This window comes from Streptomyces sp. CNX435 (genome assembly GCF_059570575.1).
Genome location: NZ_JCANTA010000002.1, coordinates 1 through 23,437, shown reverse-complemented (window position 1 = coordinate 23,437; position 23,437 = coordinate 1). Strand labels below are relative to the sequence as shown.

Annotated in this window: 21 protein-coding genes and 1 tRNA gene; 7 read left to right on the top strand and 15 right to left on the bottom strand. The window is 73.5% G+C overall.

The genetic code is table 11. The features are described from left to right. Positions 1 to 10: 10 nt before the first annotated feature. The 4 genes from T328_RS03425 to T328_RS03410 are packed head-to-tail and all read right to left on the bottom strand — an operon-like array spanning position 11 to position 5,168. Positions 11 to 1,072 carry an ABC transporter permease gene (locus T328_RS03425; protein ID WP_496494336.1) on the bottom strand — a complete coding sequence of 354 codons (1,062 nt, stop codon included), beginning with the start codon at positions 1,070 to 1,072 and terminating at the stop codon, positions 11 to 13. After that, positions 1,069 to 2,715 carry a sugar ABC transporter ATP-binding protein gene (locus T328_RS03420; RefSeq protein ID WP_496494335.1) on the bottom strand — a complete coding sequence of 549 codons (1,647 nt, stop codon included), beginning with the start codon at positions 2,713 to 2,715 and terminating at the stop codon, positions 1,069 to 1,071. Before T328_RS03420 ends, T328_RS03425 begins: the two co-directional genes overlap by 4 nt. Positions 2,716 to 2,718: 3 nt before the next feature. After that, entirely contained in the window at positions 2,719 to 3,765 is a 1,047-nt protein-coding gene (locus T328_RS03415) for a sugar ABC transporter substrate-binding protein (RefSeq protein ID WP_496494334.1), read from the bottom strand. Then, entirely contained in the window at positions 3,759 to 5,168 is a 1,410-nt protein-coding gene (locus T328_RS03410) for an enolase C-terminal domain-like protein (protein ID WP_496494333.1), read from the bottom strand. The genes T328_RS03415 and T328_RS03410 overlap by 7 nt, the downstream gene beginning before the upstream one ends. Positions 5,169 to 5,429: 261 nt before the next feature. Here T328_RS03410 and T328_RS03405 point away from each other — a divergent pair, with 261 nt between their 5' ends. Continuing rightward, complete coding sequence (locus tag T328_RS03405; RefSeq protein WP_496494332.1) at positions 5,430 to 6,617, top strand: PAC2 family protein; 1,188 nt, start codon at positions 5,430 to 5,432, stop codon at positions 6,615 to 6,617. A 22-nt stretch (positions 6,618 to 6,639) separates the two neighbouring features. On the opposite strand, the gene mshC is transcribed toward T328_RS03405, so the two are convergent. The 4 genes from mshC to T328_RS03385 all read right to left on the bottom strand — a co-directional run bounded on the left by mshC (position 6,640) and on the right by T328_RS03385 (position 10,281). After that, positions 6,640 to 7,869 (bottom strand): cysteine--1-D-myo-inosityl 2-amino-2-deoxy-alpha-D-glucopyranoside ligase, encoded by a 1,230-nt coding sequence (mshC, locus tag T328_RS03400; protein ID WP_496494331.1) that lies wholly within the window; start codon positions 7,867 to 7,869, stop codon positions 6,640 to 6,642. Between the two features lie 132 nt (positions 7,870 to 8,001). Then, entirely contained in the window at positions 8,002 to 8,925 is a 924-nt protein-coding gene (locus tag T328_RS03395; RefSeq protein ID WP_496494330.1) for an SCO1664 family protein, read from the bottom strand. After that, positions 8,889 to 9,479, bottom strand: a complete 591-nt coding sequence (locus T328_RS03390; RefSeq protein ID WP_496494329.1) for a DUF3090 domain-containing protein — start codon at positions 9,477 to 9,479, stop codon at positions 8,889 to 8,891. The genes T328_RS03395 and T328_RS03390 overlap by 37 nt, the downstream gene beginning before the upstream one ends. An 85-nt stretch (positions 9,480 to 9,564) precedes the next feature. Then, positions 9,565 to 10,281, bottom strand: a complete 717-nt coding sequence (locus T328_RS03385; RefSeq protein ID WP_496494328.1) for a histidine phosphatase family protein — start codon at positions 10,279 to 10,281, stop codon at positions 9,565 to 9,567. Between the two features lie 56 nt (positions 10,282 to 10,337). Between T328_RS03385 and corA the strand changes: the two genes are divergently transcribed. Then, on the top strand, positions 10,338 to 11,336 hold the full coding sequence (corA, locus tag T328_RS03380) for a magnesium/cobalt transporter CorA (protein ID WP_496494327.1): 999 nt from the start codon (positions 10,338 to 10,340) through the stop codon (positions 11,334 to 11,336). 19 nt (positions 11,337 to 11,355) lie between these two features. Here the strand turns inward: corA and T328_RS03375 are convergent, their stop codons facing one another. Next, the gene (locus tag T328_RS03375) at positions 11,356 to 12,147 is read right to left on the bottom strand and encodes a ferritin-like domain-containing protein (RefSeq protein WP_496494326.1); all 792 of its coding nucleotides are present in this window, start codon (positions 12,145 to 12,147) and stop codon (positions 11,356 to 11,358) included. A 300-nt stretch (positions 12,148 to 12,447) separates the two neighbouring features. Beyond that, positions 12,448 to 13,497 carry an LLM class F420-dependent oxidoreductase gene (locus T328_RS03370; RefSeq protein WP_496494325.1) on the bottom strand — a complete coding sequence of 350 codons (1,050 nt, stop codon included), beginning with the start codon at positions 13,495 to 13,497 and terminating at the stop codon, positions 12,448 to 12,450. A gap of 124 nt (positions 13,498 to 13,621) precedes the next feature. On the opposite strand from T328_RS03370, the gene T328_RS03365 reads away from it, so the two are divergent. Together T328_RS03365 and T328_RS03360 are read left to right on the top strand one after the other, a co-directional pair. Beyond that, a complete protein-coding gene (locus T328_RS03365) occupies positions 13,622 to 14,629 on the top strand; it encodes an aldo/keto reductase (RefSeq protein ID WP_496494324.1) in 1,008 nt (335 codons plus the stop codon). A 251-nt stretch (positions 14,630 to 14,880) separates the two neighbouring features. Next, positions 14,881 to 17,580, top strand: a complete 2,700-nt coding sequence (locus tag T328_RS03360) for a helix-hairpin-helix domain-containing protein (RefSeq protein ID WP_496494323.1) — start codon at positions 14,881 to 14,883, stop codon at positions 17,578 to 17,580. A 79-nt stretch (positions 17,581 to 17,659) separates the two neighbouring features. On the opposite strand, the gene T328_RS03355 is transcribed toward T328_RS03360, so the two are convergent. Continuing rightward, positions 17,660 to 18,433 (bottom strand): hypothetical protein, encoded by a 774-nt coding sequence (locus T328_RS03355; RefSeq protein WP_496494322.1) that lies wholly within the window; start codon positions 18,431 to 18,433, stop codon positions 17,660 to 17,662. 47 nt (positions 18,434 to 18,480) lie between these two features. Here T328_RS03355 and T328_RS03350 point away from each other — a divergent pair, with 47 nt between their 5' ends. Further along, complete coding sequence (locus T328_RS03350; RefSeq protein WP_026276372.1) at positions 18,481 to 18,669, top strand: DUF5703 family protein; 189 nt, start codon at positions 18,481 to 18,483, stop codon at positions 18,667 to 18,669. 90 nt (positions 18,670 to 18,759) lie between these two features. Here the strand turns inward: T328_RS03350 and T328_RS03345 are convergent, their stop codons facing one another. The 3 genes from T328_RS03345 to T328_RS03335 all read right to left on the bottom strand — a co-directional run bounded on the left by T328_RS03345 (position 18,760) and on the right by T328_RS03335 (position 21,547). Continuing rightward, positions 18,760 to 19,620, bottom strand: a complete 861-nt coding sequence (locus tag T328_RS03345) for a chaplin (RefSeq protein WP_496494321.1) — start codon at positions 19,618 to 19,620, stop codon at positions 18,760 to 18,762. A gap of 139 nt (positions 19,621 to 19,759) precedes the next feature. After that, the gene (locus T328_RS03340) at positions 19,760 to 19,993 is read right to left on the bottom strand and encodes a chaplin (RefSeq protein ID WP_496494320.1); all 234 of its coding nucleotides are present in this window, start codon (positions 19,991 to 19,993) and stop codon (positions 19,760 to 19,762) included. Between the two features lie 183 nt (positions 19,994 to 20,176). Beyond that, positions 20,177 to 21,547, bottom strand: coding sequence for a M20/M25/M40 family metallo-hydrolase (locus T328_RS03335; RefSeq protein ID WP_496494319.1), 1,371 nt, complete (start codon positions 21,545 to 21,547; stop codon positions 20,177 to 20,179). Between the two features lie 108 nt (positions 21,548 to 21,655). Here T328_RS03335 and T328_RS03330 point away from each other — a divergent pair. Continuing rightward, positions 21,656 to 21,739 (top strand) — tRNA-Leu (locus T328_RS03330). A gap of 598 nt (positions 21,740 to 22,337) precedes the next feature. Here T328_RS03330 and T328_RS03325 read toward each other — a convergent pair. Further along, positions 22,338 to 22,640: an SPW repeat protein gene (locus tag T328_RS03325; RefSeq protein WP_496494318.1), complete on the bottom strand. Its 303-nt coding sequence runs from the start codon at positions 22,638 to 22,640 to the stop codon at positions 22,338 to 22,340. 301 nt (positions 22,641 to 22,941) lie between these two features. Here T328_RS03325 and T328_RS03320 point away from each other — a divergent pair. Beyond that, positions 22,942 to 23,437 (top strand): transposase (locus T328_RS03320; RefSeq protein ID WP_496494317.1); only part of this gene is annotated, 496 nt, incomplete at its 3' end.

The following is a 23,437-nucleotide window of genomic DNA, read 5'->3' as shown; positions in this document are numbered from 1 at the left end:
CCGCCGCCTCTCAGTCCTGTTTCTCGCCGCTGACGAACCGGGAAATGACCAGGGCCACGATGATGATCGCCCCGTTGAGGAACTTCGTCCACTCCGCCGGGACGCCCGCGAGCGTCATCACGTTGATGACGAGCTGGAGGGTCAGCACGCCGGTCAGCGCGCCGAAGAGGGTGCCGCGCCCGCCGCGCAGGCTGATGCCGCCGATGACCGCCGCGGCGAACACCTGGAAGATCATGTCCTTGCCCTGGCCGGCGGAGACCGAGCCGTAGTGGCCGGTGTAGAGCACGCCGGCGAAGGCCGCGAGCATGCCGCCGATGGCGAGCACGATCCACGTGATGCGGTCCACCCGGATGCCCGCGGCGCGCGCCGCCTCCGGGTTGCCGCCGATGGCGTACAGCGCCCGCCCGTGCCGCAGGTAGCCCAGCATCAGGCCGCCGACGGCGTACAGCCCGAGGCAGACGTAGACGGCGGCGGGCACGCCGAGCCAGCTCTCCTTGCCGAGGTACGCGAAGGACTCGGGCACCTCGATGATGGACTTGCCGCCCGTGATGCCCTCGTGCAGGCCGCGCAGCATGACGAGCATGCCGAGCGTGGCGATGAAGCCGTTGACTCTGAGCTTGAGGATGAGGAAGCCGTTGAACAAGCCGATCACGGCGCCGACGAGGATGCACAGGAAGACCGACGTGCCGGACGGCAGCAGCTCGATGCCGGTGAACCGGCCGCCCTCGGCGGGCAGGACGAGCCAGAGCGCGATCACCGGCGCGACGCCGATCGTCGACTCCAGCGACAGGTCCATCCGGCCGCTGATGAGGATCAGCGCCTGCGCCAGCACCAGCAGCCCGAGTTCGGTGGACTGCTGGACGACGCCGATGAGGTTGTCGGAGGTGAGGAACGCGGGCGAGACGATGAACCCGATCACGCCGAGCACGAAGATGACGGGTACGAGCGAGAAGTCGCGCCAGCGGCCGAGATCGATCTCCAGGCCGCCGAGTTGCAGCTGCGGCTTCTTCTCCACCACCGCTCCGCCCTCGGCCGCGGCGGCCGGCCGCGCTGTCGACGTAGGCCGTGTCATGCTTGCTGCCCCTTTTCCGGCTGGTCCTGCTGGTCGGGCTGGCTGTTGTGGTGTTGCCGCTGCTCCTGCTGCTCCTGCTGCTCTTGGTGACCGGGGTCGATCCCCTCCATGGCGGCGACCAGCTCCCGGTCGGTCCAGCCACCGCCGAACTCCGCGACCACGCGCCCGTGGAAGAGCGCCAGCACGCGGTCGCAGACGCGCAGGTCGTCCAGTTCGTCGGAGACGATGACGGCGGCACTGCCGCTCTCGGCCACCCGCCGGACGACGCCCAGCAGCGCGTCCTTGGACTTCACGTCCACGCCCGCGGTCGGCTTGATCGCCACCAGCACCCCCGGGTCCCGGGCGAGCGCCCGGGCGATGACGACCTTCTGCTGGTTGCCGCCGGACAGCCCGTCGACGTCCTGGGCGGGTCCGGAGGTCTTGATGTCCAGCGACTCGATCATGCGCTGGGCGAACCGGCGGGTGCGCGAGGGCAGCACGGTGCCGTACGGGCCGAGCTGGTCGGCGACGGTGAGGGTGGCGTTCTCGGCGACGCTGCGGCCGGGCACGAGGCCCTGCCGGTGCCGGTCCTCCGGTATGTACCCGATGCCGGCCTCCAGCGCGTGCGGCACGCTGCCGGTGCGTACGGCGGCGCCGCGCACCTCGACCCCGCCGCCGTCGGGCGCCCGCATGCCGACGAGGGTCTCGCCGATCGCGGTGTTGCCGCTGGCGGCGGCGCCGGCGAGGCCGACGACCTCGCCGGCGCGCAGGGCCAGGTCCAGCGGCTCGTACGCGCCCGCCACGGCCAGCGCCCGCGCCTGCAGTACGGGCACCGCGCCGGCGGCGTCCGCGGCCGGCGGGGCGGTGCCCGTGGGCGCCGCCGCCTGGCCCGGGATCATGGCGCTGGGCGACGCCTTCGCCGGACCGCCGGCGGGCGCACCCTCGCCGGTCATCGCCTCGACCAGGTCCTCCTTCGGCAGCCCGGAGACCGGCGCGGTGAGGATGTGCCGGGCGTCGCGGAAGACGGTGACGGTGTCGCAGAGTTCGTAGACCTCCTGCAGGTGGTGGGAGATGAACAGAAAGGCGACGCCCTGCCGCTGCAGCTCGCGCAGCTTGTCGAAGAGCCGGTCGATGCCGCCGGCGTCGAGCCGGGCGGTGGGCTCGTCGAGGATGATCAGCCGGGCGCCGAAGCTGAGGGCTCTCGCGATTTCCACGAACTGCCGCTGCTCGACGCCGAGGTCCTTCGCCCGCGCGGCGGGGTCCACCTCCACCCCGTACGCGGCCAGCAGCTCGCGGGCGTGCGTGCGCAGCCGGCGCCAGTTGATGCGGCCGGTGCCGGTGAAGCGGTTGAGGAAGAGGTTCTCGGCGACCGTGAGGTCCGGCACGATCATGAGCTTCTGGTAGACGCAGGCGACCCTGGCGCGCCACGCCGCCGTGTCGCCGAACGGCGGCGCGGGCTCGCCGGAGAAGGTGACCGTGCCCGCGTCGGGGCGCTCCATGCCGGTGAGCACGGAGACGAGGGTCGACTTCCCGGCGCCGTTGCGGCCGACGAGGGCGTGCGCCTCGCCGGGCGCGACCTCCAGGTGCACGCCGTCGAGCGCGAGCGTGGGGCCGAAGCGCTTGACGACGCCGTCGGCGCGTACGGCGGGGGGCGCCGTGGGCACCGCTCAGCCCTGCTTTTCGAGCTGGTTGGCCCACAGCTCCGGGTCGTCGACGTTCTCCTTGGTGACCAGCGGGGCGGGCAGCTGGTCCTCCAAGCCGTTCGGGATCTTCACGATCTCCGAGCCGTGGTCGGTCTTGCCGGGCTTGAACTCCTTGCCCTTCAGCGCCTGCTGGGCGTAGAAGAGGGCGTACTCGGCGTAGAGGTCGGCGGGCTGGGAGACGGTGGCGTCGATCTTCCCGGAGCGGATGGCGTCCAGCTCCTCGGGGATCCCGTCGTTGGAGACGATTGTGATGTGGTCCTCCTCGCCGGCGGGCTTGAGCAGGTTCTTCTGCTCCAGCAGCGCGAGGGTGGGCTGCAGGAAGGCGCCGCCGGCCTGCATGTAGATGCCGTCGATGTTCTTCTCCTTGGCCAGGACGCCCTGCAGCTTGGCGGAGGCGACGTCGCCCTTCCACTCGGTCGGCAGCTCGAAGACCTCGATGTCGGGGTACTTCTCGTCCATGCACTTCTTGAACGCCACCGAGCGGTCGCGGCCGTTGATGGAGGCCAGGTCGCCCTGGAACTCCACGACCTTGCCCTTGCCCTTCAGCTTCTCGCCCAGGTATTCGCAGGCCTTGAGGCCGTACGCCTCGTTGTCGGCCCGTACGACCATGTAGACCTCGCCCTTGTCGGGGCGGGTGTCGACGCTGACGACGGGGATGTCCTCCTCCGCCAGCCGCTCCAGCGTGGAGGCGACGGCGCCGGTGTCCTGCGGCGCCATGATGACGGCGTCGGCGCCCTGGTCGGTGAACGCCTGCACGTTGGCGACCAGCTTGCCGATGTCGTTCTGGGAGTTGGTGATCGGCAGGGCGTCGACCACGCCGTCCGAGACGCCCTTGTTCAGGTACTGGTGGTAGGAGTTCCAGAAGTCGGTGTCGGTGCGCGGCATGTCGATGCCGACCTGGCCGTCGCCGCCGGCCGCGTCGTTGCCGCGGTTGCAGGCCGCCAGCGGGGTTATGGCGAGGAGTGTGGCGCAGGCCGTGACGGCGGTCGTGCGAAGGCTGCGAGTCAGCATGGGAGTCCCGTCCCGTCGGTCGTCTCGGGTGTGCGGCTCGGATTTTCGGCTGGGGAAGCGGCTGGGGATGCGGCCTGCGGTCCGGTCGGCAGGGCGGCCTGCTCGGCGACCGCCTGCCAGACCGGGCCGTCGGGGTAGCGGTGCGCGGCGAGCGACTCGGGGCGCATCCGCGCGGAGAAGCCGGGGGCCTCGGGCGCGCGGTAGCGGCCGTCCACGACCACGGCCGGGTCGGCGAAGTGCTCGTGCAGGTGGTCGACGTACTCGATGACGCGGTCCGCGCGGGTGCCGGAGACGGCGACGTAGTCGAACATGGCCAGGTGCTGCACCAGCTCGCACAGCCCGACCCCGCCGGCGTGCGGGCAGACCGGGACGCCGTGCTTGGCGGCGAGCAGCAGGATGGCCAGGTTCTCGTTGACGCCGGCCACCCGGGCGGCGTCGATCTGGACGAAGTCGACGGCGCCGGCCTGGAGCAGCTGCTTGAACATCACGCGGTTGGCGACGTGTTCGCCGGTCGCGACCTTCACCGGCTGCCCGGCGCGTACGGCGGCGTGGCCGAGGACGTCGTCGGGGCTGGTGGGCTCCTCGATCCAGTGCGGCTCGTACGGGGCCAGGGCGGTCATCCAGCGCACGGCCTCGGCGACGTCCCAGCGCTGGTTGGCGTCCACGGCGATGCGCACGTCCGGGCCGACGGCCTCGCGGGCGAGCCGCAGCCGGCGGACGTCGGCGTCGAGGTCGTCGCCGACCTTCAGCTTGATCTGGCCGAAGCCCTCGGCGACGGCGGCCTTGGAGAGCTGGACGAGCTTGTCGTCGGAGTAGCCGAGCCAGCCGGGGGTGGTGGTGTACGCGGGGTAGCCCTCGGCGCGCAGCCGGGCGGCCCGCTCGGCGCGGCCGGGCTCGGCGGCGCGCAGCAGGGCGAGGGCCTCGTCCGGGGTGAGGGCGTCGGAGAGGTAGCGGAAGTCGACGAGGGAGACCAGCTCCTCCGGGGTCATGCCGGCCAGGAACTCCCACACCGGCAGCCCCGCCTGCCCGGCGGCCAGGTCCCACGCCGCGTTCACCACGGCGCCGGCGGCCATGTGCATCACGCCCTTCTCCGGGCCGAGCCAGCGCAGTTGGGAGTCGCGGGTGAGGGACGCGCACAGGTCGGCCAGGTCGGCGGCGGTACGCGGCGCGGGGCGGCCGACGACGTAGGGCGCGAGGGCGCGGATGGCGGCGGCGGTGACGTCGTTGCCGCGGCCGATCGTGAAGCAGAAGCCGTGGCCCTCGACGCCGGGCGCGTCGGTGCGGAGCACGACGTACGCGGCCGAGTAGTCGGGATCGGGGTGCATGGCATCCGACCCGTCGAGCTCCAGTGAGGTGGGGAAGCGGATGTCGGAGACGTCCAAATCGGTGACAGTCGGTCGCATGCAGGCTTCCCTCGCGTCTGGAACATCGGATCTTTCATCAGTCATCCGATGTATAGCCGGGTGTGCTTGCCAACGTCCAGAGGCCGTGAGTGATTTATCCGCACTGACGCGCCGCCAACCCTCCTTAAGGTGCACACCTCGGATGAATCGGTCCTCGTACCGCACGGGATACGGCGCGTCGGCGGGGAAGCCTTAGGCTGGGGGCCGCAGGTCTCGGAGCACGTGGCCACAGGGGCCGTAACCGCCGGAAGGAGGCGCTGGGTGATCGAGCTGGAGGGGCTGCCCGAGCTGGTCGATCCGGTGATGATCTGCGCCTTCGAAGGGTGGAACGACGCCGGTGACGCCGCCTCCTCCGCGGTCGGCCACCTCGACCGGGAGTGGAAGGGCGAGGTCTTCGCGTCACTCGACGCCGAGGACTACTACGACTTCCAGGTCAACCGGCCCACCGTCACCCTCCACGGCGGCGTACGGAAGGTCACCTGGCCGACGACGCAGCTGTCCGCGGTACGCATCGCCGACGCCGACGGCAAGGGCCACCCGCGGGACCTCGTGTTCGTCCGCGGCATCGAGCCCAGCATGCGCTGGCGCTCGTTCTGCAACGAGATCCTCGGCTTCGCCCACGAGTTGGGCGTCGAGCTGGTGGTCCTGCTCGGCGCGCTCCTCGGCGACACCCCGCACACCCGGCCGGTGCCGGTGACCGGCGTGACCTCCGACCCGGAGCTGGCCGAGTCGATGGACCTGGAGGAGACCCGCTACGAGGGCCCGACGGGAATCGTCGGCATCCTGCAGGAGGCGTGTACGCACGCGGGCGTGCCGACCGCCAGCCTCTGGGCCGCCGTGCCGCACTACGTGTCCCAGCCGCCGAACCCGAAGGCCACCCTGGCGCTGCTCAACCGGCTCGACGACCTGATCGACGTGCGCATCCCGCTCGGCGAACTGCCCGACGACGCGCGGGCCTGGCAGCTGGGCGTGGACCAGCTGGCCGCCGAGGACACCGAGGTCGCGGAGTACGTGCAGACGCTGGAGGAGGCGCGCGACACCGCGGAGCTGCCGGAGGCGTCCGGCGAGGCGATCGCCCGCGAGTTCGAGCGCTACCTGCGCCGCCGGGACACCGGCCCCGGCCCGTACCTGCGCGACCTCTCCGGACCGCAGCCCTTCCCGGACCTCCCCGCGCCGGAGGAGCACGGCGGCGAGGAAGGCGAAGAAGAGGGAGAGGGCGGGGACGAAGACGGGGACGAAGACGCGGACGCTGCGGAGGCGAAGAACGACGGCCCCGGCCGCGCCGACGAGGACCACGCCGACGAGGACGACGGCGACACCGGGGACGACAGCCACGGCGCCGGTAGCGGTGACGCGGACGGTTCCGGTGCCGACGACGGCGCCGACCGCCCCGCCGCCGGCGACGGCGACAAGCCGGGCCGCGACGGCGAGGCCGGCGGCAAGGACTGACGCGGCCCCGCCGCCCGGGCCGCTACAGCGCCACGCCCAGCAGCGCGTCCACCGCCCGTGAGACCACGCCGGGCGCGCCCGTGTCCGTACCGCCCTCGACGCGCTGCAGCGCCGCCCAGCGGTCGACGGCGGCCAGCGCCGCGGGCGAGTCCAGGTCGTTCGCCAGCGCCTCGCGGACCTCCGCCACGAGCGCCTCCGCGGCCGGCCCCTCCGGACGGGAGACGGCGGCGCGCCAGCGGGCCAGCCGCTCCTCCGCCCGCTCCAGCCCGGAGGCGGTCCAATGCCAGTCCGTGCGGTAGTGGTTGGCGAGCAGCGCGAGCCGTACGGCCACGGGGTCGACGCCGTCGCGGCGGAGCTGGGAGACGAAGACCAGGTTGCCCCTGGACTTGGACATCTTCTCGCCGTCCAGCGCGACGAGACCGGAGTGCACGTACGCCTTGGCGAAGGGGTACTCGCCGGTCAGCACCTGCGCGTGGGACGCGCCCATCTCGTGGTGCGGGAAGATCAGGTCGCTGCCGCCGCCCTGCACGTCGAAGCCCATGCCGAGGTGGTCCAGCGAGATCGCGACGCACTCGATGTGCCAGCCGGGCCGCCCGCGGCCGAGGGTGCCGCCGTCCCAGCTCGGCTCGCCCTCGCGGGCGGCGCTCCACAGCAGCGGGTCGAGTGGGTTCTTCTTGCCGGGGCGTTCGGGGTCGCCGCCGCGTTCGGCGAACAGCTCCCGCATGGTGGCGGCGTCGAGCCCGGAGACGGACCCGAAGTGGGGGTCGGACTCGACCGAGAAGTAGACGTCGCCGTCGAGTTCGTACGCGGCACCGGCGTCGCGCAGCCGCTCGACGAGGGGCACGATGCCCGGTATCGCCTCCACCGCGCCGACGAACTCGCGGGGCGGGAGGTTCCGCAGCGCGGTCATGTCGTCGCGGTACAGGTCCGTCTCGCGGTCGGCGAGCGCGGTCCACTCCTCGCCCGTCTCGGCGGCCCGCACCAGCAGCGGGTCGTCGACGTCGGTGACGTTCTGCACGTAGTGGACCTGCCGCTTGTTGTCCAGCCAGACGCGCTGCACGAGGTCGAACGCGGTGTACGTGGCCGCGTGCCCCATGTGGGTGGCGTCGTAGGGGGTGATGCCGCAGACGTAGATGCGGGCCTCCGGTCCGGGGTCGAGGGTGACGAGCCCTCCGGTCGCGGTGTCGTGGAGGCGGAGGTCGGGGCCAGTGCCGGGGAGCACCGGGACCTCGGGAGCGGGCCAGGCATGCATGTAAACGAGCGTAACCGCCGGTGGCCTGGCCAAACGACCGGGGCGGTGTGAGCTTGCGGTTTCGGACAGGGGTGAGACGGTTTCGTACGCATTACGCCCGGGCGCCGGCGGCGCGGGACGGCCGGGCCGGGCTCAGACCGGCGGCCAGGGGATCGCCGGCCACTCGCCGCTCGGCTCCGGATGCCGCCCGGAGGCCAACAGCGCGGCGACGCGGGCGCGCAGCGCGGCCACCTCGGCCGGGGTGATCAGCGGCGCCAGCCGGGCGGCCAGCGGCCCGTCGGCGGCGAGGCCGTCCGCGAGCCGGCGCAGCACGGCGACGGCCTCGGCGGGCAGCGCCTCGCCGGCCCAGCCCCACAGCAGGGTGCGGAGCTTGTCGTCGGTGTGGAACGTCACGCCGTGGTCGATGGCGTAGAGCCGGCCGCCCGGCGCGGGCAGCAGGTGGCCGCCCTTGCGGTCGCCGTTGTTGATCACGGCGTCGAGGACGGCGAGGCGGCGGAGCCGTACGTCGTCGGCGTGCACGAGCAGCGCGGGGCGGCTGCCGCCGGTCTCGGCGTAGCCGACGGCCTTCCAGCCGGGGCCCGGCTCGTCGCCGTCGACGAGGGCGAGCAGGTCGGCGCCGGTCTCCCCCGCGCCGTCCGGGCCGTCCGCGCTGTCAGCTCCATCCGGGCCGTCCGGAGCGCCGTCCCCGTCCCCGTCCCCGTCCGCGGACGGGATCCACAGCTGGCACATGCCCTCGCCGAACGGCCCCTCCCGCAGCACGGTGGGCGGCACCAGCTCCCAGCCGGTGGCCTCCGAGACCTCGTACGCCGCCACCTCGCGCTGCGCCAGCGTCCCGTCGGGGAAGTCCCACAGCGGGCGCTCCCCCGCGACCGGCTTGTACACGCACTCCGCGGTGCGCCCGGCGTGGGCGACGGTGCAGAACAGGACCGCGTTCGACGCGCCGCGGATGCGCCCGGCGACGGTCAGCTCGCCGCCGGTGAGCAGCGCGCGGGCCTCGTCGGACGCCAGGGAGAGCGGGCTCACTCTCCCCGGCGGTATCCGTTCTGGCGCGGACATACGTGTCCCTCCGGGTCGAGCGGCAGGCTGCACAGCGGACAGGGCGGGCGGCCGGCGTTCACCACGTCGTTGGCCCGCTTGGCGAAGGCGCGCGCCATCTGCCCGGTGAGGCGTACGCGCAGCATCGGCGGACCGTTCTCGTCGTCCTGCAGCAGCGCCTCCTCGGCCGCCGCCAGGTCCTCGTCGGAGTCGGCGTCCAACTCGACCAGCGCCTGCGCTTCGACGACCATCCGCTCGCCCTCCGCGTCCCACGCCAGCGCCATCGTGCCGACCCGGAACTCCTCCTCGATGGGGGCGTCCAGGGGCGCGGTGTCGGCCAGCTCGGCGGGCGCCACGGCGGGCACCTCGCTGGTGCCGCCGCTGCGTCGTACCACCTCGTCGAGAAGCTCGTCGATCCGCTGGGCGAGCGCGGCCACCTGCGCCTTCTCCAGGGCGACGCTGGTGGTGCGGCCGGACTTGGACGCCTGCAGGAAGAAGGTACGGCGCCCCGGCAGCCCGACCGTGCCGGCCACGAAGCGGTCCGGCGGGTCGTAGAAGTACACCTCACGCGGCACGTGCTGCTCCGATTACTCGACTCCTGAACTGGATCCGCTGCGGGACCGATCCGACCACCCTACTGCGCGAGCTGATCATCGTGGATCAACCGGCTCCGGCACCGCCGCCCACCTCCGCGGCGCTCTCCTGTGCCGCTTCAGCGGCCGGCTCCGGCCCGCCCGCGGCGGGCGGCGGCGCGAGGCCGTCGAGCCGGCCGGTGTCGCCGAGGCGCAGCACGAAGGGGCGCAGCGGGGTGTACCGGATCGCGGTGACGGAGGCGGGGCCGACGGCGATGCGCTGGAAGAGGTCCAGGTGCATCCCCAGGGCGTCCGCCACCACGGACTTGATGACGTCGCCGTGGCTGCACATGACGTACAGCGCCTCCGGGCCGTGCTCGGCGGCCACGGTGGCGTTCCACTCCCGCACCGCCTCCACGGCGCGCGCCTGCATCGCGCGCAGGGTCTCGCCGCCGGGGAACCCGGCCGCCGACGGGTGCTGCTGGACGGTGTCCATCAGCGGGTCCTGCGCCAGCTCGGCGAGCTTCGCGCCGGTCCACTCGCCGTAGTCGCACTCGTTGAGCCGCTCGTCGACGTGCACGGGCAGCTCCGGGCGGGCGGCCAGCAGCGGCTTCAGCGTCTCGCGGCAGCGTTCGAGCGGGCTGCTGATCACGGCGGCGGGCGCCAGGCCGGCCAGCCGGGCGGGCAGCGCGGCGGCCTGCTCGGTGCCGCGCTCGTCCAGCCCGACGCCCGGGCCGCGGCCGGCGAGCACGCCGTCCACGTTGGCCGTGGACCGGGCGTGCCGGATCAGTAGGAGGGTGGGCATGGCAGCCAGCGTACGTCCTGCGCGACAGCGCGCACGGCCCGGGAAAGAATGACGGCGTGATCGTCGACTGCGCGCTCTACCGGAACGGTCGGCGGGTGCCCGCGCCCGCGGCCGTCCCGGACGTGCTCGTGCGGGCACGCGCCGAGCCGGACGCCTTCTGCTGGATCGGGCTCTTCGAGCCGACGCGCGAGGAGTTCGACGCGGTCACCGGCGGGCTCGGGCTGCACCCGCTCGCGGCGGAGGACGCGGTGACCGCGCACCAGCGGCCGAAGCTGGAGGTGTACGACGCGGCGCTGTTCCTGGTCCTCAAGCCCGTGCTGTACGACGACAGCACCGACACCGTCACCGTCAGCGAGATCAACATCTTCGTCGGCGACTCCTTCGTGGTCACCGTGCGGCACGGCCGGGCGAACCCGCTCGGCGAGGTGCGGGCCCGGCTGGAGGGGCAGCCGGACGTCCTGGCGCACGGGCCGACGGCGGTGGTGTACGCGGTGTGCGACGCGATCGTGGACAACTACCTCGACGTGGCGGACGACTTCCACACCGACCTGGAGGAGCTGGAGGCGAAGGTCTTCCAGCCGAGCGGCAGCGACACGGGGAGTTCGCCGGGGCGGATCTACGACTTCAAGCGGCAGGCGCTGGAGTTCCGCCGCGCCACCGGCCCGCTGGTCGAGCCGATCACGCGGCTGACGGGGGCAGGGCTGCCGTTCGTCAACGAGGAGTCGCGGCCGTTCTTCCGCGACGTCGGCGACCATCTCTCGCGCGTCAACGAGCACGTCGAGACCCTCGACCGGCTGCTGTCCGACATCCTCGCCGCGCACCTGGCGCGGGTGGGGGTGCGGCAGAACGACGACATGCGCAAGATCTCCGCGTACGCCGCCATGGCCGCGGCGCCGACCGTCATCGGCTCTGTCTACGGCATGAACTTCGACCACATGCCGGAGCTGCACTGGACGCTGGGGTATCCGGCGGTGCTGGTGCTGATGGTGTCGGTGGTGCTGTGGCTGTACGTGTTCTTCCGCCGGCGCGGCTGGCTGGGCGGCCGGGACCGCTGAGCGGCGCCGGATGTTCGCGTCAGGCGAACTCGGCCGTGGTGCGCGGCGGCGGCCCGCCGAGGGCGTTACGGCGCTCCGGCATCCGCAGCGAGACCATGCGCCGCCAGCCGCCGGCGCGTTCGTACGCGTACACGCCCTCGATGCCCGTGGACAGCAGCATGCGCCTGCTCCGCGGCCAGTTCAGGATCCGCCCCATGTGCTCCATCACCGCGTGGCTCACGTCCCGGTACACCCGGATCTCCGCCGCCGCCGCCTCGCGGAGCGTCTCCCGTACGCGCTGACCGTGGCCCTTCGCGGCCATGCCGAGCAGTTCCTCGTGGCAGTACGCGAGGTGGTTGTCCTCGTCGTGGGAGATCATCCGCACCGCGCGGCCGACGTCCGGGTCGTCCCCGAAGTGCCTGAGGAGCATCCGCATCTGGTCCGACGCCCGCTGCTCGGTGACCCGGCTGTGCGCGAGGTAGGTGATGATGTCGGCCTCGGTGAGCTGCCGATCGCGGCGCAGCTGGTCGTGGGCGAGGCCGATGCCGATGCCCTCAAGCAGCATCGTGTAGTCGGTCTCGCCGGGGACCTCCACCGGCTCCAGGCCGCGCTTCTTCATGAGGGCGTTGAAGATGCGGCCGTGCTTGTCCTCGTCGGCGCCGTGCCGGGCCACCTTGGGGGCGAGCGCGCGGTACGAGTCGGGGACGAGGACGGAGATGCGGGCGTTCTCCCAGCCGCCCTGGGCCTCGCCGGCGGCGGCGATGGAGCAGAACAGTCGGAAGGTGTCGTCGTTGTCGAGGATCTCCCTGTACACGTCCTTGGCCGAGAGCATGTCACCGTCGCCTTTCTCCGCCGGAATACACCCGTATTCGAGTGAATGACGCGGATGCGACTGACGCAACACCGCGGTACGCGCCATCCGCCATCCGGGCGATCCCGTAACCGATGCGGGGTCGGCGCGTTGGGTGGGGTGACGGCCGTGGCGGGTAGGACCCCGAGCCCCCACCACGGCCGCGGCGCTGCCCGGGGGCGGGCCCGGCTGGGCAGAGGTTCGGCGCGGCAGGGGCTCGGCGCGGCAGGGGCTCGGCGCGGCAGGGGCTCGGCGCGGCAGGGGCTCGGAGGGCTCGGGGGCTCAGACGAGGCCGGCGCGCTCCAGCGCCTCCACCCCGGCGCGTACGCCGGCGATGCGCTCCTCCCGCGTGAACCCGGACGGCGCCAGCGACAGCGACGTCACCCCCGCCTCGGCGTACGCCCGCATCCGGTCCGCGATCCGCTCCACCGGCCCGATCAGCGTGGTCGCGTCGATCAGCTCCTGCGGCACGGCGGCTGCCGCGGCGGCCTTGTCGCCAGCGAGGTACGCGGACTGGATCTCGGCGGCCTCGCGCTCGTACCCCATGCGCACGGCGAGGCGGTTGTAGAAGTTCTGCTCGGCGCTGCCCATGCCGCCGACGTAGAGGGCGGTGTACGGGCGGAAGACGTCGGCGAGCGCGGCGACGTCGTCTCCCACCGCCATGGGGACCGTGGGCACGACCTCGAAGCCCGCCAGGTCCTTGCCCGCCTTCGCGCGCCCGGCGCGCAGGTGGCGCAGCGTGGTCTCCTCCGCGTGCTCCGGCGAGTAGAAGACGAGCAGGACGCCCTCGGCGATCTCGCCGGTCTGCTCCAGGTTCTTCGGGCCGATGGCCGCGATGTAGACGGGGATGTGCTCCCGCACGGGGTGCACGGTCAGCTTGATGGGCTTGCCCGGCCCTCCGGGCAGCGGCAGCGTCCAGTGCTCGCCCGCGTACGACAGCCGCTCGCGCGCCAGCGCCTTGCGCACGATCTCGACGTACTCGCGGGTGCGGGCGAGCGGCTTGCCGAACCCGACCCCGTACCAGCCCTCGGAGACCTGCGGCCCGGAGACCCCGATGCCGAGGCGGAAGCGACCCTCGGTGAGGGAGTCGAGGGTCGCGGCGGTCATCGCGGTCATGGCGGGGGCGCGGGCTGGGATCTGGAAGATCGCGGAGCCGACGTCGATGCGCTCGGTCTTGGCGGCGACCCAGGTCAGCACGGTCGCGGCGTCGGATCCGTACGCCTCGGCCGCCCAGCACACGTCGTAGCCGAGGCGGTCGGCCTCCTGTGCGACGGCGAGGTTGTCGGCGTCCATGCCGGCGCCCCAATAGCCGAGGTTGATCCCGAGCCGCATGCGGGCCTCCCTGCTCTCCGGCGTGCCACGCCGAGGTGTTCGTACCGGTGGGTAATATACCTGTGCGACTCTAGCGCGACCGTCCCCGCCACGCAGCGCACCGGCCCCAGTAATCTCAACGCCCATGGAGCACAGGCAACTCGGCCGCACGGGCCTTCGCGTCTCCCGCATGGGACTGGGCACCCTCACTTGGGGGCGGGACACCGGAGAGGCCGAGGCGGCCGGACTGCTGAAGACGTTCTGGGAGGCCGGCGGGACGCTCGTCGACACCGCCGACGTGTACGCCGACGGCGGCGCGGAGTACCTGCTGGGGCGGCTGCTGGGCGGCCTCGTGCCGCGGCGCGACATCGTCGTCGCCACCAAGGCGGGCAGCGTGCCCGACCCCGACCGCCGCTTCGACACGTCCCGGCGGCACCTGCTCGACGCGCTCGACGCCTCGCTGGAGCGGCTGGGCACCGACTACGTCGACCTGTGGCAGGTACACGCCTTCGACCCGTACACGCCGCTGGACGAGACCCTGCAGGCGCTCGACACCGCCATAGCGAGCGGCCGGGCACGCTACGCCGGCGTGAGCAACTTCTGCGGCTGGCAGCTCGCCAAGGCCGCCACCTGGCAGCTGGCCGGCGTCGCGGGCGGGGGCGCGGGCGCGGTGGGCGGGCGGACGCGGCTGGCGTCGACGCAGATGGAGTACTCGCTGCTGCAGCGCGGGGTGGAGCGGGAGGTGCTGCCGGCGGCGCTGGACCTGGGCGTGGCCCTGCTGCCGTCGTCGCCGCTCGGCCGCGGCGTCCTGACCGGCAAGTACCGCGACGCCACGCCACCGGGCTCGCGGGGCGCCTCGGAGCACCTGGCACCGTTCGTCGCGCCGTACCTGGACGAGGAGGCGAGCCGGGTGGTGGACGCGGTGGCCACGGCGGCGGACGGGCTGGCGGTGACGCCGCTGGAGGTGTCGCTGGCGTGGGTACGGGACCGGCCGGGGGTGGCCGCGCCGCTGGTGGGGGCGCGCAACGCCGAGCAGCTGACGGCGGCGTTGTCGGTGGAGGGTCTTACGCTTCCTGACGAGATCTGCCAGGCGCTGGACGACGTGTCGGCGCCCGTGCACCGCTATCCCGATCAGGACTGGAGCACGCTGTGAACGACACACGGGAGACCGCGGGTGCCGCGGATGCGGGTGCCGCGGAGGCGGCTGCGGGGGGCGGCACGGGGCAGGGGGCGACGGCTTCGGGGGGCCGCGCCGGCGGGGGCGCGGAGGCCGACGGGAGCGGAGGCCGGGAGGGCGGCGGGGGTGCGGAGTCCGGGGCGGGTTCGGAGTCCGGTGAGAGCCGGAGGGCTGGCGGGGCTGACGAGGACAGGGAGTCCGGTTCGAGCGCGGAGAGCGGTGGCAGGGTGACTGGCGGGGCCGGCGACGACGTGGAGTCCAGCGCGAGCGCTGAGCCCGGCAGGGCCGGCGCGATCGGAGAGCTCGGCGGGACCGACGGGGTCGGCGGGAGTTCGGAGGCCGGGGCCGGGGCCGGCTCGGGAGCCGGCGAGGGCACGGCGGCGGGAGACGGTGCGGCGGCCGACGGGGGCGCGGGCGGCGGTGGCACCGATGAGGGTGCCGGTGGTGGGAGCGAGGGCCGCCCACGGGCGGCGGCCGTGCCCGTCGACAGCGGCGCGGCGCTCACCGGCAAGGCGGCGGAGCTGTTGGCCGCGGTACGGGCGGTGGAGCGGGGCGAGCGCGACGCGGCCATGTTCTTCCCCGCCCCGGCACGCCCGCCCGCGCCCCGGCCCGCGCGGAGTCCGGAGCCGACGGCGGGACCGGGGCCCGGTGATGGGGTCGGAGTCGGGGCCCGGCCCGGAGTCGGGGTCGGTGCCGGCGCCGGGGTCGGGCAGGGGGAGCCGGTCCGGCCGCCGGAGCCGAGCGCGGCGGCGGTGGCCGCCGTACGGCAGCTACTCGCCGGCGGTGCCGCCCCCGAAGCACTGGCCTCCCGGGTCGCGGGGCAGTTCGGCGACGGCGCGGCGGAGGTGCTGCGTACGGACCCGTGGCAGCTGCTCACGGTGCCGGGCGTACGGCCCTCGCAGGCCGACGAGTTCGCCCGCGGCCTGCTGGAGTCCGCCGAGCCCGGAGACGAGCGGCGGGTCGAGGCGCTGGTGGGCTGGCTGCTGACGCAGGCCGCCCTGCGGGGGCACACCGCGCTGGAGTTCCCGGCGCTGGCGGAGGCCCTGTCGGGGTACGGGGTGCCGAACGCCGAGGAGGCGCTGCGCGACGCGGCGTCGACGGGCGGCGTGCTGGTCTTCGAGGAGAGGGAGGAGCCACCCGCGTCCGCTCCGGCGCCGGACGGTGGCGAGGACGGCGAGGAGGGGCCTCCCGTACGGCTGTTGCTCGGCCTGGAGCGCTACGCGATGGCGGAGGAGAGCCTCGCGGACGGCCTGTCCCGGCTCGTGAACACCTTCTCGCCTCCGGCGGGTTCAGCGGACGGCGACCGCGACGAGCTCGGCGCGTACGACGCGAGCGCCCGCGCGGCCGGCGGGACGAGCGCGCAGGGGACACCGGCCGGCACGGAGCCCGGGCCGCACGACGCGGGCGGCCCCACGGGCCGGGAAACCGGGGCACGCCCCGTCGGGACGGACGAGTACGGGACAGCGGCCGGCACGGCATCCGGGCCGTACGCCCCCGGCGGCCCTCGGGGCGCCGGGGCGGAGCCGGCCGGTGCCCCCGGTCCGTACGACCCGCGGGACAGCGACACGGCCGTCCGCGCCGTCGGCGCCGCGGCGTGGGGGGCGGTGTCCGGTGCCGCGCCGTCGCCCTCCGCCGCGGAGCTGATCCGCGCCGCGGCGGGCAACGGGCTCGTGCTGCACACCGGCGGCGAAGCCGCCCGCGCGGAACCGGCGGCGCTGGTCGCCGCGGCCCGCGCCCTGGGGCTGCGCGCGTACGCCGCCGCCCACACCGACGACGGCCGCACCCGCCTGGCCGCCCTGCTCGCCGCGGCGTCCCCGGCCGGACCGGCCGCCGGCCCCGGGGACCCGACACCGCCGCCGGCCGGTCCGGAGCACGGGGCGGCACAGGACGGCCCGGCGCGGGACGACGCGGCACCCGGTGCGGTCGCCGCCGGCGGACCGGGCGCCACCGCCCCGCCCCCGACGGGCGGCCACGCCGCCGGAGCCGTGACCGTACGGGGACTGCTCTCCGGGCGGGAGGGGCCCGGGCGCGACGCGGACGGGCTGCTCGGCGTCGACGTACTGGCCGTGCTGGACGCCCCACAGCTCGACGTCGAGGTCGCCGCCGCCCTCGTCGAGGCGCTGCCCGACGGCGCCCGGCTGGTCCTCAGCGGCGACCCCGGGCTGCTGGAGTCCGCCGGCCCCGGCCGGGTCTTCGCCGACGTCGCCGCCGCGCGGGTCTGCCCCCGGGTGACGTCCCGTACCCCCGACCCCGGCCCGATCGGCGAGCTGGTCTCCGGCGTCGGCGCCGGGGAGCTACAGGCCGTGGCGGCGCCCGGCAAGGAGGTGGTGATCGTCCCGGTGCAGGACCCCGGCGAGGCGGTTCACCGGACCGTGCAGCTGGTCGCGGACTCCGTGCCCCGCGCGCTCGGGGTGCCCGCCGCGGCCACGCAGGTGATCGCCGTGGGGCACGGCGGCGCCGCCGGCACCCGCGTGCTGAACGCCGCGCTCAAGGAGCGGCTCAACCCCGGCCCCGGCGCGTTCGGCGGCTTCGACGCGGGCGACCGCGTCGTCTACGTCCCCGCCCCCGGCACCGCCGTGCCGGGCCTGGTCACCTCGGGTGACGACGCCGGGCTGCACCTCGACTGCGGCGGCACCGCCGTCGTCGTACGGCCGGACCGGGTCGGCGAGGCCGTGCGGCACGGGTGGGCGCTGACCGCGCACCAGGCGGTGGGGCGGCGATGGCCCGCCGCGGTGGTCGTCGTGCCGGGGGACGCGGAGTCGGCGCTGAGCCGCGCGTGGGCGTACACGGCGTTCAGCCGCGGCGAGCGGCACCTGTCCGTGGTGCACGGCGCGGGACCCGTGCTGGCCCGGCGCCTCGCGGAGGTGCCGGCCCCGCGGCGTACGACGCGGCTGCGGGGCCTGCTCGACGCCCAGACCCGGGACTGACGCGGACCCGCGGGCGGACGCGGTCCGGGACGACGCGGGGCCGGCGCGGGGCCGGCGTAGGGCCGGCCCCGCGCCCCGCTCAGCGGCCGGTGTCCACCCGCTCCAGCTCGTCCTCGCCGTCGTCCAGGTCGTCGAGCGCGTCGACGGCCTCGTCGTCCTCCCGCTCCCCGCCGTCGCCGTCCTCGGCGTCCTCGTCCACCTCGTCCTCCTCGACGTCCGCGTCGAAGTCCAGCTCGTCGTCGAACGACGCGCTGACGTCGAAGCGGCAGATGACCAGCTCCGGGTCGACCTGGTCGAACGGCGCCGACAGCCACTCCCCCGGCTCCGCCGGCTCCTCCGCCGCCGCCACCCACACCGCGGTATCGCCCTCCGAGAGGCCGAACTCCCGGTGCCGCGAGGCGATCTCGTCCGGTTCGAACTCGCCGAAGAGCACCCCGACCGCGGCCGTCAGGCTGCTGCCCACGGCCTCCCGCTCGTCGGAGTCGTCCCCGTCCGCGACGTCCGGGTCGAGGTCGGCGATGCGCTGCGCCTGGGCCAGCAGCCGGTGCGGCTCCGCCACGGTGTAGTCCCGGCGGATGAGCACGCTGAGCGCCCCCGGCTCGTCGGGCCCGGTGTAGGCGGGCAGCGTGTCGCTGCTGGGGATCTCGAAGGGGGTCACTTCGTCGTGGACCTCGTACAGCACCTCGTCGTACGCCTCGGCTGCCGCTGCCAGCTCCTCGAAGGCGGCATAGACGGCCGAGCCCTCCTCGCCCGACCGGCGCTCGACCGCTTCGAGGTGACGGTCGATCGCGGCTTTCAGCGCCGACGCGGCGGCGCGTACCTCGGCAGCCGTAGGCTGCGCAGCATCAGACATAGTGCAGACGCTATCCGGAGCGAGGCACTTTCCGCACAATGGATGCGATGCCGGAATACGAGTTTCGTGATGTGTATGTGCCGCGGGGAGTCTCACGGGCCGCCGCGGCGAGGCTCCTGACCGACCAAGCCGAGTACGGGCACTGGGAGTTGCACCGGCTCCGCCTCTACCCCGACGGCAGCCGCAGGGCACGGCTGCGGCGCCGGATCATCAGGCAGGTACGGGCGACGTGGTGAGCCCGGCGGTGGGCGGCGCGGGCACGCGCGGAGACGACGAGGGGGCGGGTCCGGCTCGGCCGGACCCGCCCCTGCCGTCAGCCGACGTGATCAGGCCGCCGAGGCGCGTGCGCGGCGGTAGAGGACGGCGCCGGCCAGCAGCACACCGCCGCTGACCGGGACGAGTACCCCCAGCGGGATGCCGGAGCCGGTCTCGGCCAGCTGCTCGTCGGAGGCGGGCTCGCCCGCTTGCGTCTCGTGCTTCGGCGGGGTGTGCTTCCGGTCCGTGGGCTCGGCGGGCCGGTCCGGGTTGCCGGGCGGCTCGGGGGTGTCCCGCGTCGGCGGCTCCTCGGGCCGGGGCGGCTTCCGGGTGTCGGGGGTGGTGCCGTTCCCGCACTCGTTGCCGAAGGCGGCGTTGCCGACGCCCACGATGTTGGCGGAGTTGCCGCATGCGTTCACCGGTACGTCCACGGGCACCTGCACGGTGTTGCCGGAGAGCACACCCGGGGACTGCACGGCAGCACCCCGGGCCTGCGCCCCGCCACCGGTCGTGTTCCCGGCGGTCCGGCTCCCGGCGCTACGGCCGCCGCTGTCCGCAGGACCGTCGGTCCTCGGACCGTCGTCGGTCTTCGCGCCGCTGTCGGTCTTCGCACCGCCACCGGTCTTCGCACCGCCGCCGCTGTCCTCGCCGCCGGCGGTCTTCGCGACGCCGCCGGTTTTCGCACCGCCGCCGTCGTTGATGCACGTGTTTCCGTACGCGGGGTTGAGCAGCCCGCCGGCGTTCACCGTGTTGCCACAGGCGTTCACGGGCGCGTGCACCGGCGCCTGCACCGTGTTGCCGGAGCCGATGCCGGGAGAGTTCTGCGCGAGGCCCTCGGCGCCCGCGTCGGCGTGCGCGGAGGCGCCTGCGGCGACCAGCATGCCGCCCGCGGCGGCGATGGTGAACAGGCCCTTCCTTGCGACATGTCGCATGGGTCTTTCCTGCCTTCTGAGCTCTGGGTACGCGAGTGGGCGGGCCGTCCCCGTCCCACTCGTCCGAAAAGCCCGTCCGGCCCCGGGACGCCGCTGCGCCCCGGGGCCGTCCGGTCACATTCTTACGGGAGGTTCAACGTCACTTGTTGACGCAGGTGTTGCCGAATGCGGGGTTCAGCAGACCGATGAAGTTCACGGTGTTGCCGCAGGCGTTCACGGGGATGTGAATCGGGGCCTGCACGACGTTGCCGGACAGCACGCCCGGGGACTGCATGGCAGCGCCCTGAGCACCCGCGTCGGCGGCGGCGACACCTGCCCCCGCGAGCACGAGACCGCCCGTGGCGGCCGCCGCGGCGACAACCTTCTTGATCATTCTTCCTCCTGGTTGACGGTGCGGCCCCAGCAGCGGACCGCACCCAATGCAACGACGAGGTAGGTATCGAGCTACGCACTTATCGTGCCGTTCACCCGATTCAGTCCGATGGGCACAGGCGGCCGATTCGGCCGCGTACGCCACCCGCGCGCCACCGGGCCTCCGTCAGGGAGAAACCCCAGCTCAGCAGGCGTCGAGGAACCGGTCGAGGACCCGGACGCCGAACTGCAGACCCGCGACCGGCACCCGCTCGTCGACCCCGTGGAACATCCCGGCGAAGTCCAGCTCCGGCGGCAGCTGCAGCGGCGCGAAGCCGAAGCAGCGGATGCCGAGGTCGTCGAAGGACTTGGCGTCGGTACCGCCGGAGAGGCAGTACGGCACGGCGCGGGCGATCGGGTCCTCCGCCTTCAGCGCCGTCGCCATGGCCTCGACCAGCGCCCCGTCGAAGGTCGTCTCCAGCGCCTTGTCGGCGTGCACGTCCTCGCGCCGGACGCGCGGGCCGAGGATGCGGTCGAGGTCGGCGAGGAACTCCTCCTCGTACCCCGGCAGGAAGCGGCCGTCCACGTGCGCCGTGGCCTGCCCGGGGATGACGTTCACCTTGTAGCCGGAGCCGAGCATGGTGGGGTTGGCGGTGTTGCGGAGGGTGGCACCGATGATCTTCGCGATGCCGCCGAGCCGGGCGAGCGTCGCGTCCATGTCCTCGGGGTCCAGCTCGACGCCGAGGGCGTCGCCGAGCTCGTCGAGGAAGCCGCGTACGGACTTGGTCAGCCGCACGGGGAACTCGTGCCGCCCCAGCCGGGCCACGGCCTCGGACAGCTCGGTGATCGCGTTGTCACGGTTGGTCATCGAGCCGTGCCCGGCGGTGCCGTCGACCGTCAGACGCATCCAGTGCATGCCCTTCTGCGCGGTCTCGATGAGGTACAGCCGCACGTCCTCGTTCACGGAGAACGAGAAGCCGCCCACCTCCCCGATGGCCTCGGTCACGCCCTCGAACAGCTCCGGCCTCGTGTCGACGAGGTGCCTGGCACCGTAGAGCCCGCCGGCCTCCTCGTCGGCGAGGAAGGCGAGCACGACGTCCCGCGGAGGCTTGCGCCCGGTGCGCAGCCGTTCGCGTACGACGGCGAGGGTCATGGCGTCCATGTCCTTCATGTCCACCGCCCCCCGCCCCCACACGCAGCCGTCGGCGACCTCTCCGGAGAAGGGGTCGTGGGTCCAGTCGGCGGCGTTGGCCGGCACGACGTCGAGGTGGCCGTGGATGAGCAGCGCGGGCCGCGAGGGGTCCTCGCCCGCGATCCGCGCCACGGTTGACGCCCGCCCGGGGTGCGACTCGAAGATCTCCGGCTCCAGCCCCACCTCGGCCAGCTTCTCCGCCACGTACTCCGCGGCCGCCCGCTCTCCCGGCCCGGAGTGGTCGCCGTAGTTGCTGGTGTCGATCCGGATCAGCTCGCGGCAGAGGTCGACGACCTCGCTCTCCGCGCGTTCGACGGTGCCGCCACGGGCGCTCTCCGGCTGGCTCACGATGCCTCCCTGGCACGTTCGGGGTCCACGCCCCATCCTGCCCCGCCGGGGCGCCTGACCCAACCCGCGGGGTGATCGCGAGGGCCCGCGGGTTTGCTAGGGTGTACCGCGTCGCAGCGGGCCACGCCCGTGCGGCGACCACCGGTCCGGGTGGCGGAATGGCAGACGCGCTAGCTTGAGGTGCTAGTGCCCGTAAAGGGCGTGGGGGTTCAAGTCCCCCCTCGGACACAAACCTTATCCCCAACTCGTGCGGATCGAGCTTGGCCTCGACCCGCACTAGCCGCAGGCCCCACCCCGACGCCGGAGCAAACCCCCGGATCGGGTGGAACCCGTAGACCACTTCCCAGGACGCAACCTCAAAGAGTGGCGGCCTGCTGATGATCTTCGGTAGTCGATCGGTGGGGTTGTCGCCGGATGGGAACTCCTGACCCCCGCAACTCGCAACGTCACTCCCCCGTCCGTGGCGGATGTGGTCAGGGGGCGGGCGCTTCTCCAGGAAGGCCGTCACGCCCTCCGCGTAGTGGGCGGTGTACGCGGTGAGGAACTGCTCGGGGTCGTCGGGCTGGCCTCGGCAGTGCCGAGACGCACGCGATGGCCATCGCCGTGATGAGAATGACCGGACTGCAAGCGGCGATGGCCACGACGAGCAGGATCACGGCGGCGAGGCACAGGAAATGGGGTCAGAGCGGCCGTGTGGCAGCGACGGAGCAGGCACGTCAGCGGGGTGGCCCTGCCGAACGAGCTGAGCGTCTGCGCGATCCAGCGGTTGTTCCAGACGATGCGCGCGGAGGCGCTGTGGCGGCGGTCACCACCCACGGTGAAATGATCAACCAAGCGTCCATGGGGCGACAGCCCAGGCCAGCCGGAGCATCTGCTCGCCCGCCGACGCCAGCACCAGGCCGATCACGGCCATGGTGATGCCGACGATGAGGTTGTTCGTTGTGATGTCGGGCTGCGTGTGAAAGTGCCCGACCCACGGCGAGATGGCCAGGTAGAGCCCGGTCAGCAGAATCGGCCCGTCGACGACGACGGCCTGACGGGTTCCTGCCACGCGGGCGTACCGTTCCCGCATCTCGACCACGTCGGGGTGGCCGGTGATGTCAGACCGGGTATGCGAGAAGTCGGACATACGGCTCGCGCCTCTCAGTGCCCTGAAGTTCCCCGATCGGCTCAGGCGGTCACGTGCGGGGCGCGTCGGCGCCCGGGTCACGGTGACCGAGGGGACCGGACATGCGCCGGTGGGACGAACGCCGGCCTTCGGGGTGGTGTAGTGGGCACCCACTCCCGAGGGCGGGCCCTCCTAACTAGCCTCGGGCTTTCATGAAGTGGGTTGTCCGATAGGTGGTCACGCAAGCGAGAAGTGCCTCTGACCAGCAAGAATAAGGATTATCGAGGTCCTTGTTCCTGCCGCTGTCGGAGGCACTTCCCAGGTGAAGAAGCGTATCGGGTCCTATCCGCGTGTTCGCGTTGAGGGCGGTGGCCACGGGGTGGTGTCCCAGGCCGGGGCCGTGTTGCTGGTGGAGACAATCCGCAAGGCCGGGCTGGACCAGGCGATATCGGGTGCTCTGGCTCCGTGGCGACGTCCGCGGGCGGTGCACGATCCGGGGAAGATCGTGCTGGATGTGGCGCTCGCGGTCGCGCTGGGCGGGGACTGCCTCGCGGATGCCGGGATGCTGCGGGCTGAGCCGGCCGTGTTCGGGCAAGTCGCTTCTGACCCGACGGTCTCCCGGCTCATCGACACCCTCGCCGCCGCTGGGCCGAAGGCCCTGGCCGCGATACGGGCTGCGCGGGCCGGAGCCCGCGAGCGCGTCTGGAGGCTGGCCAAGAACGCGGCTCCGGATGCCGCAGGGCAGGTGATCGTGGACCTGGACGGGGTGCTCGTGCTGGCCCACTCCGACAAGCAGGACGCCACCGCGACCTGGAAGA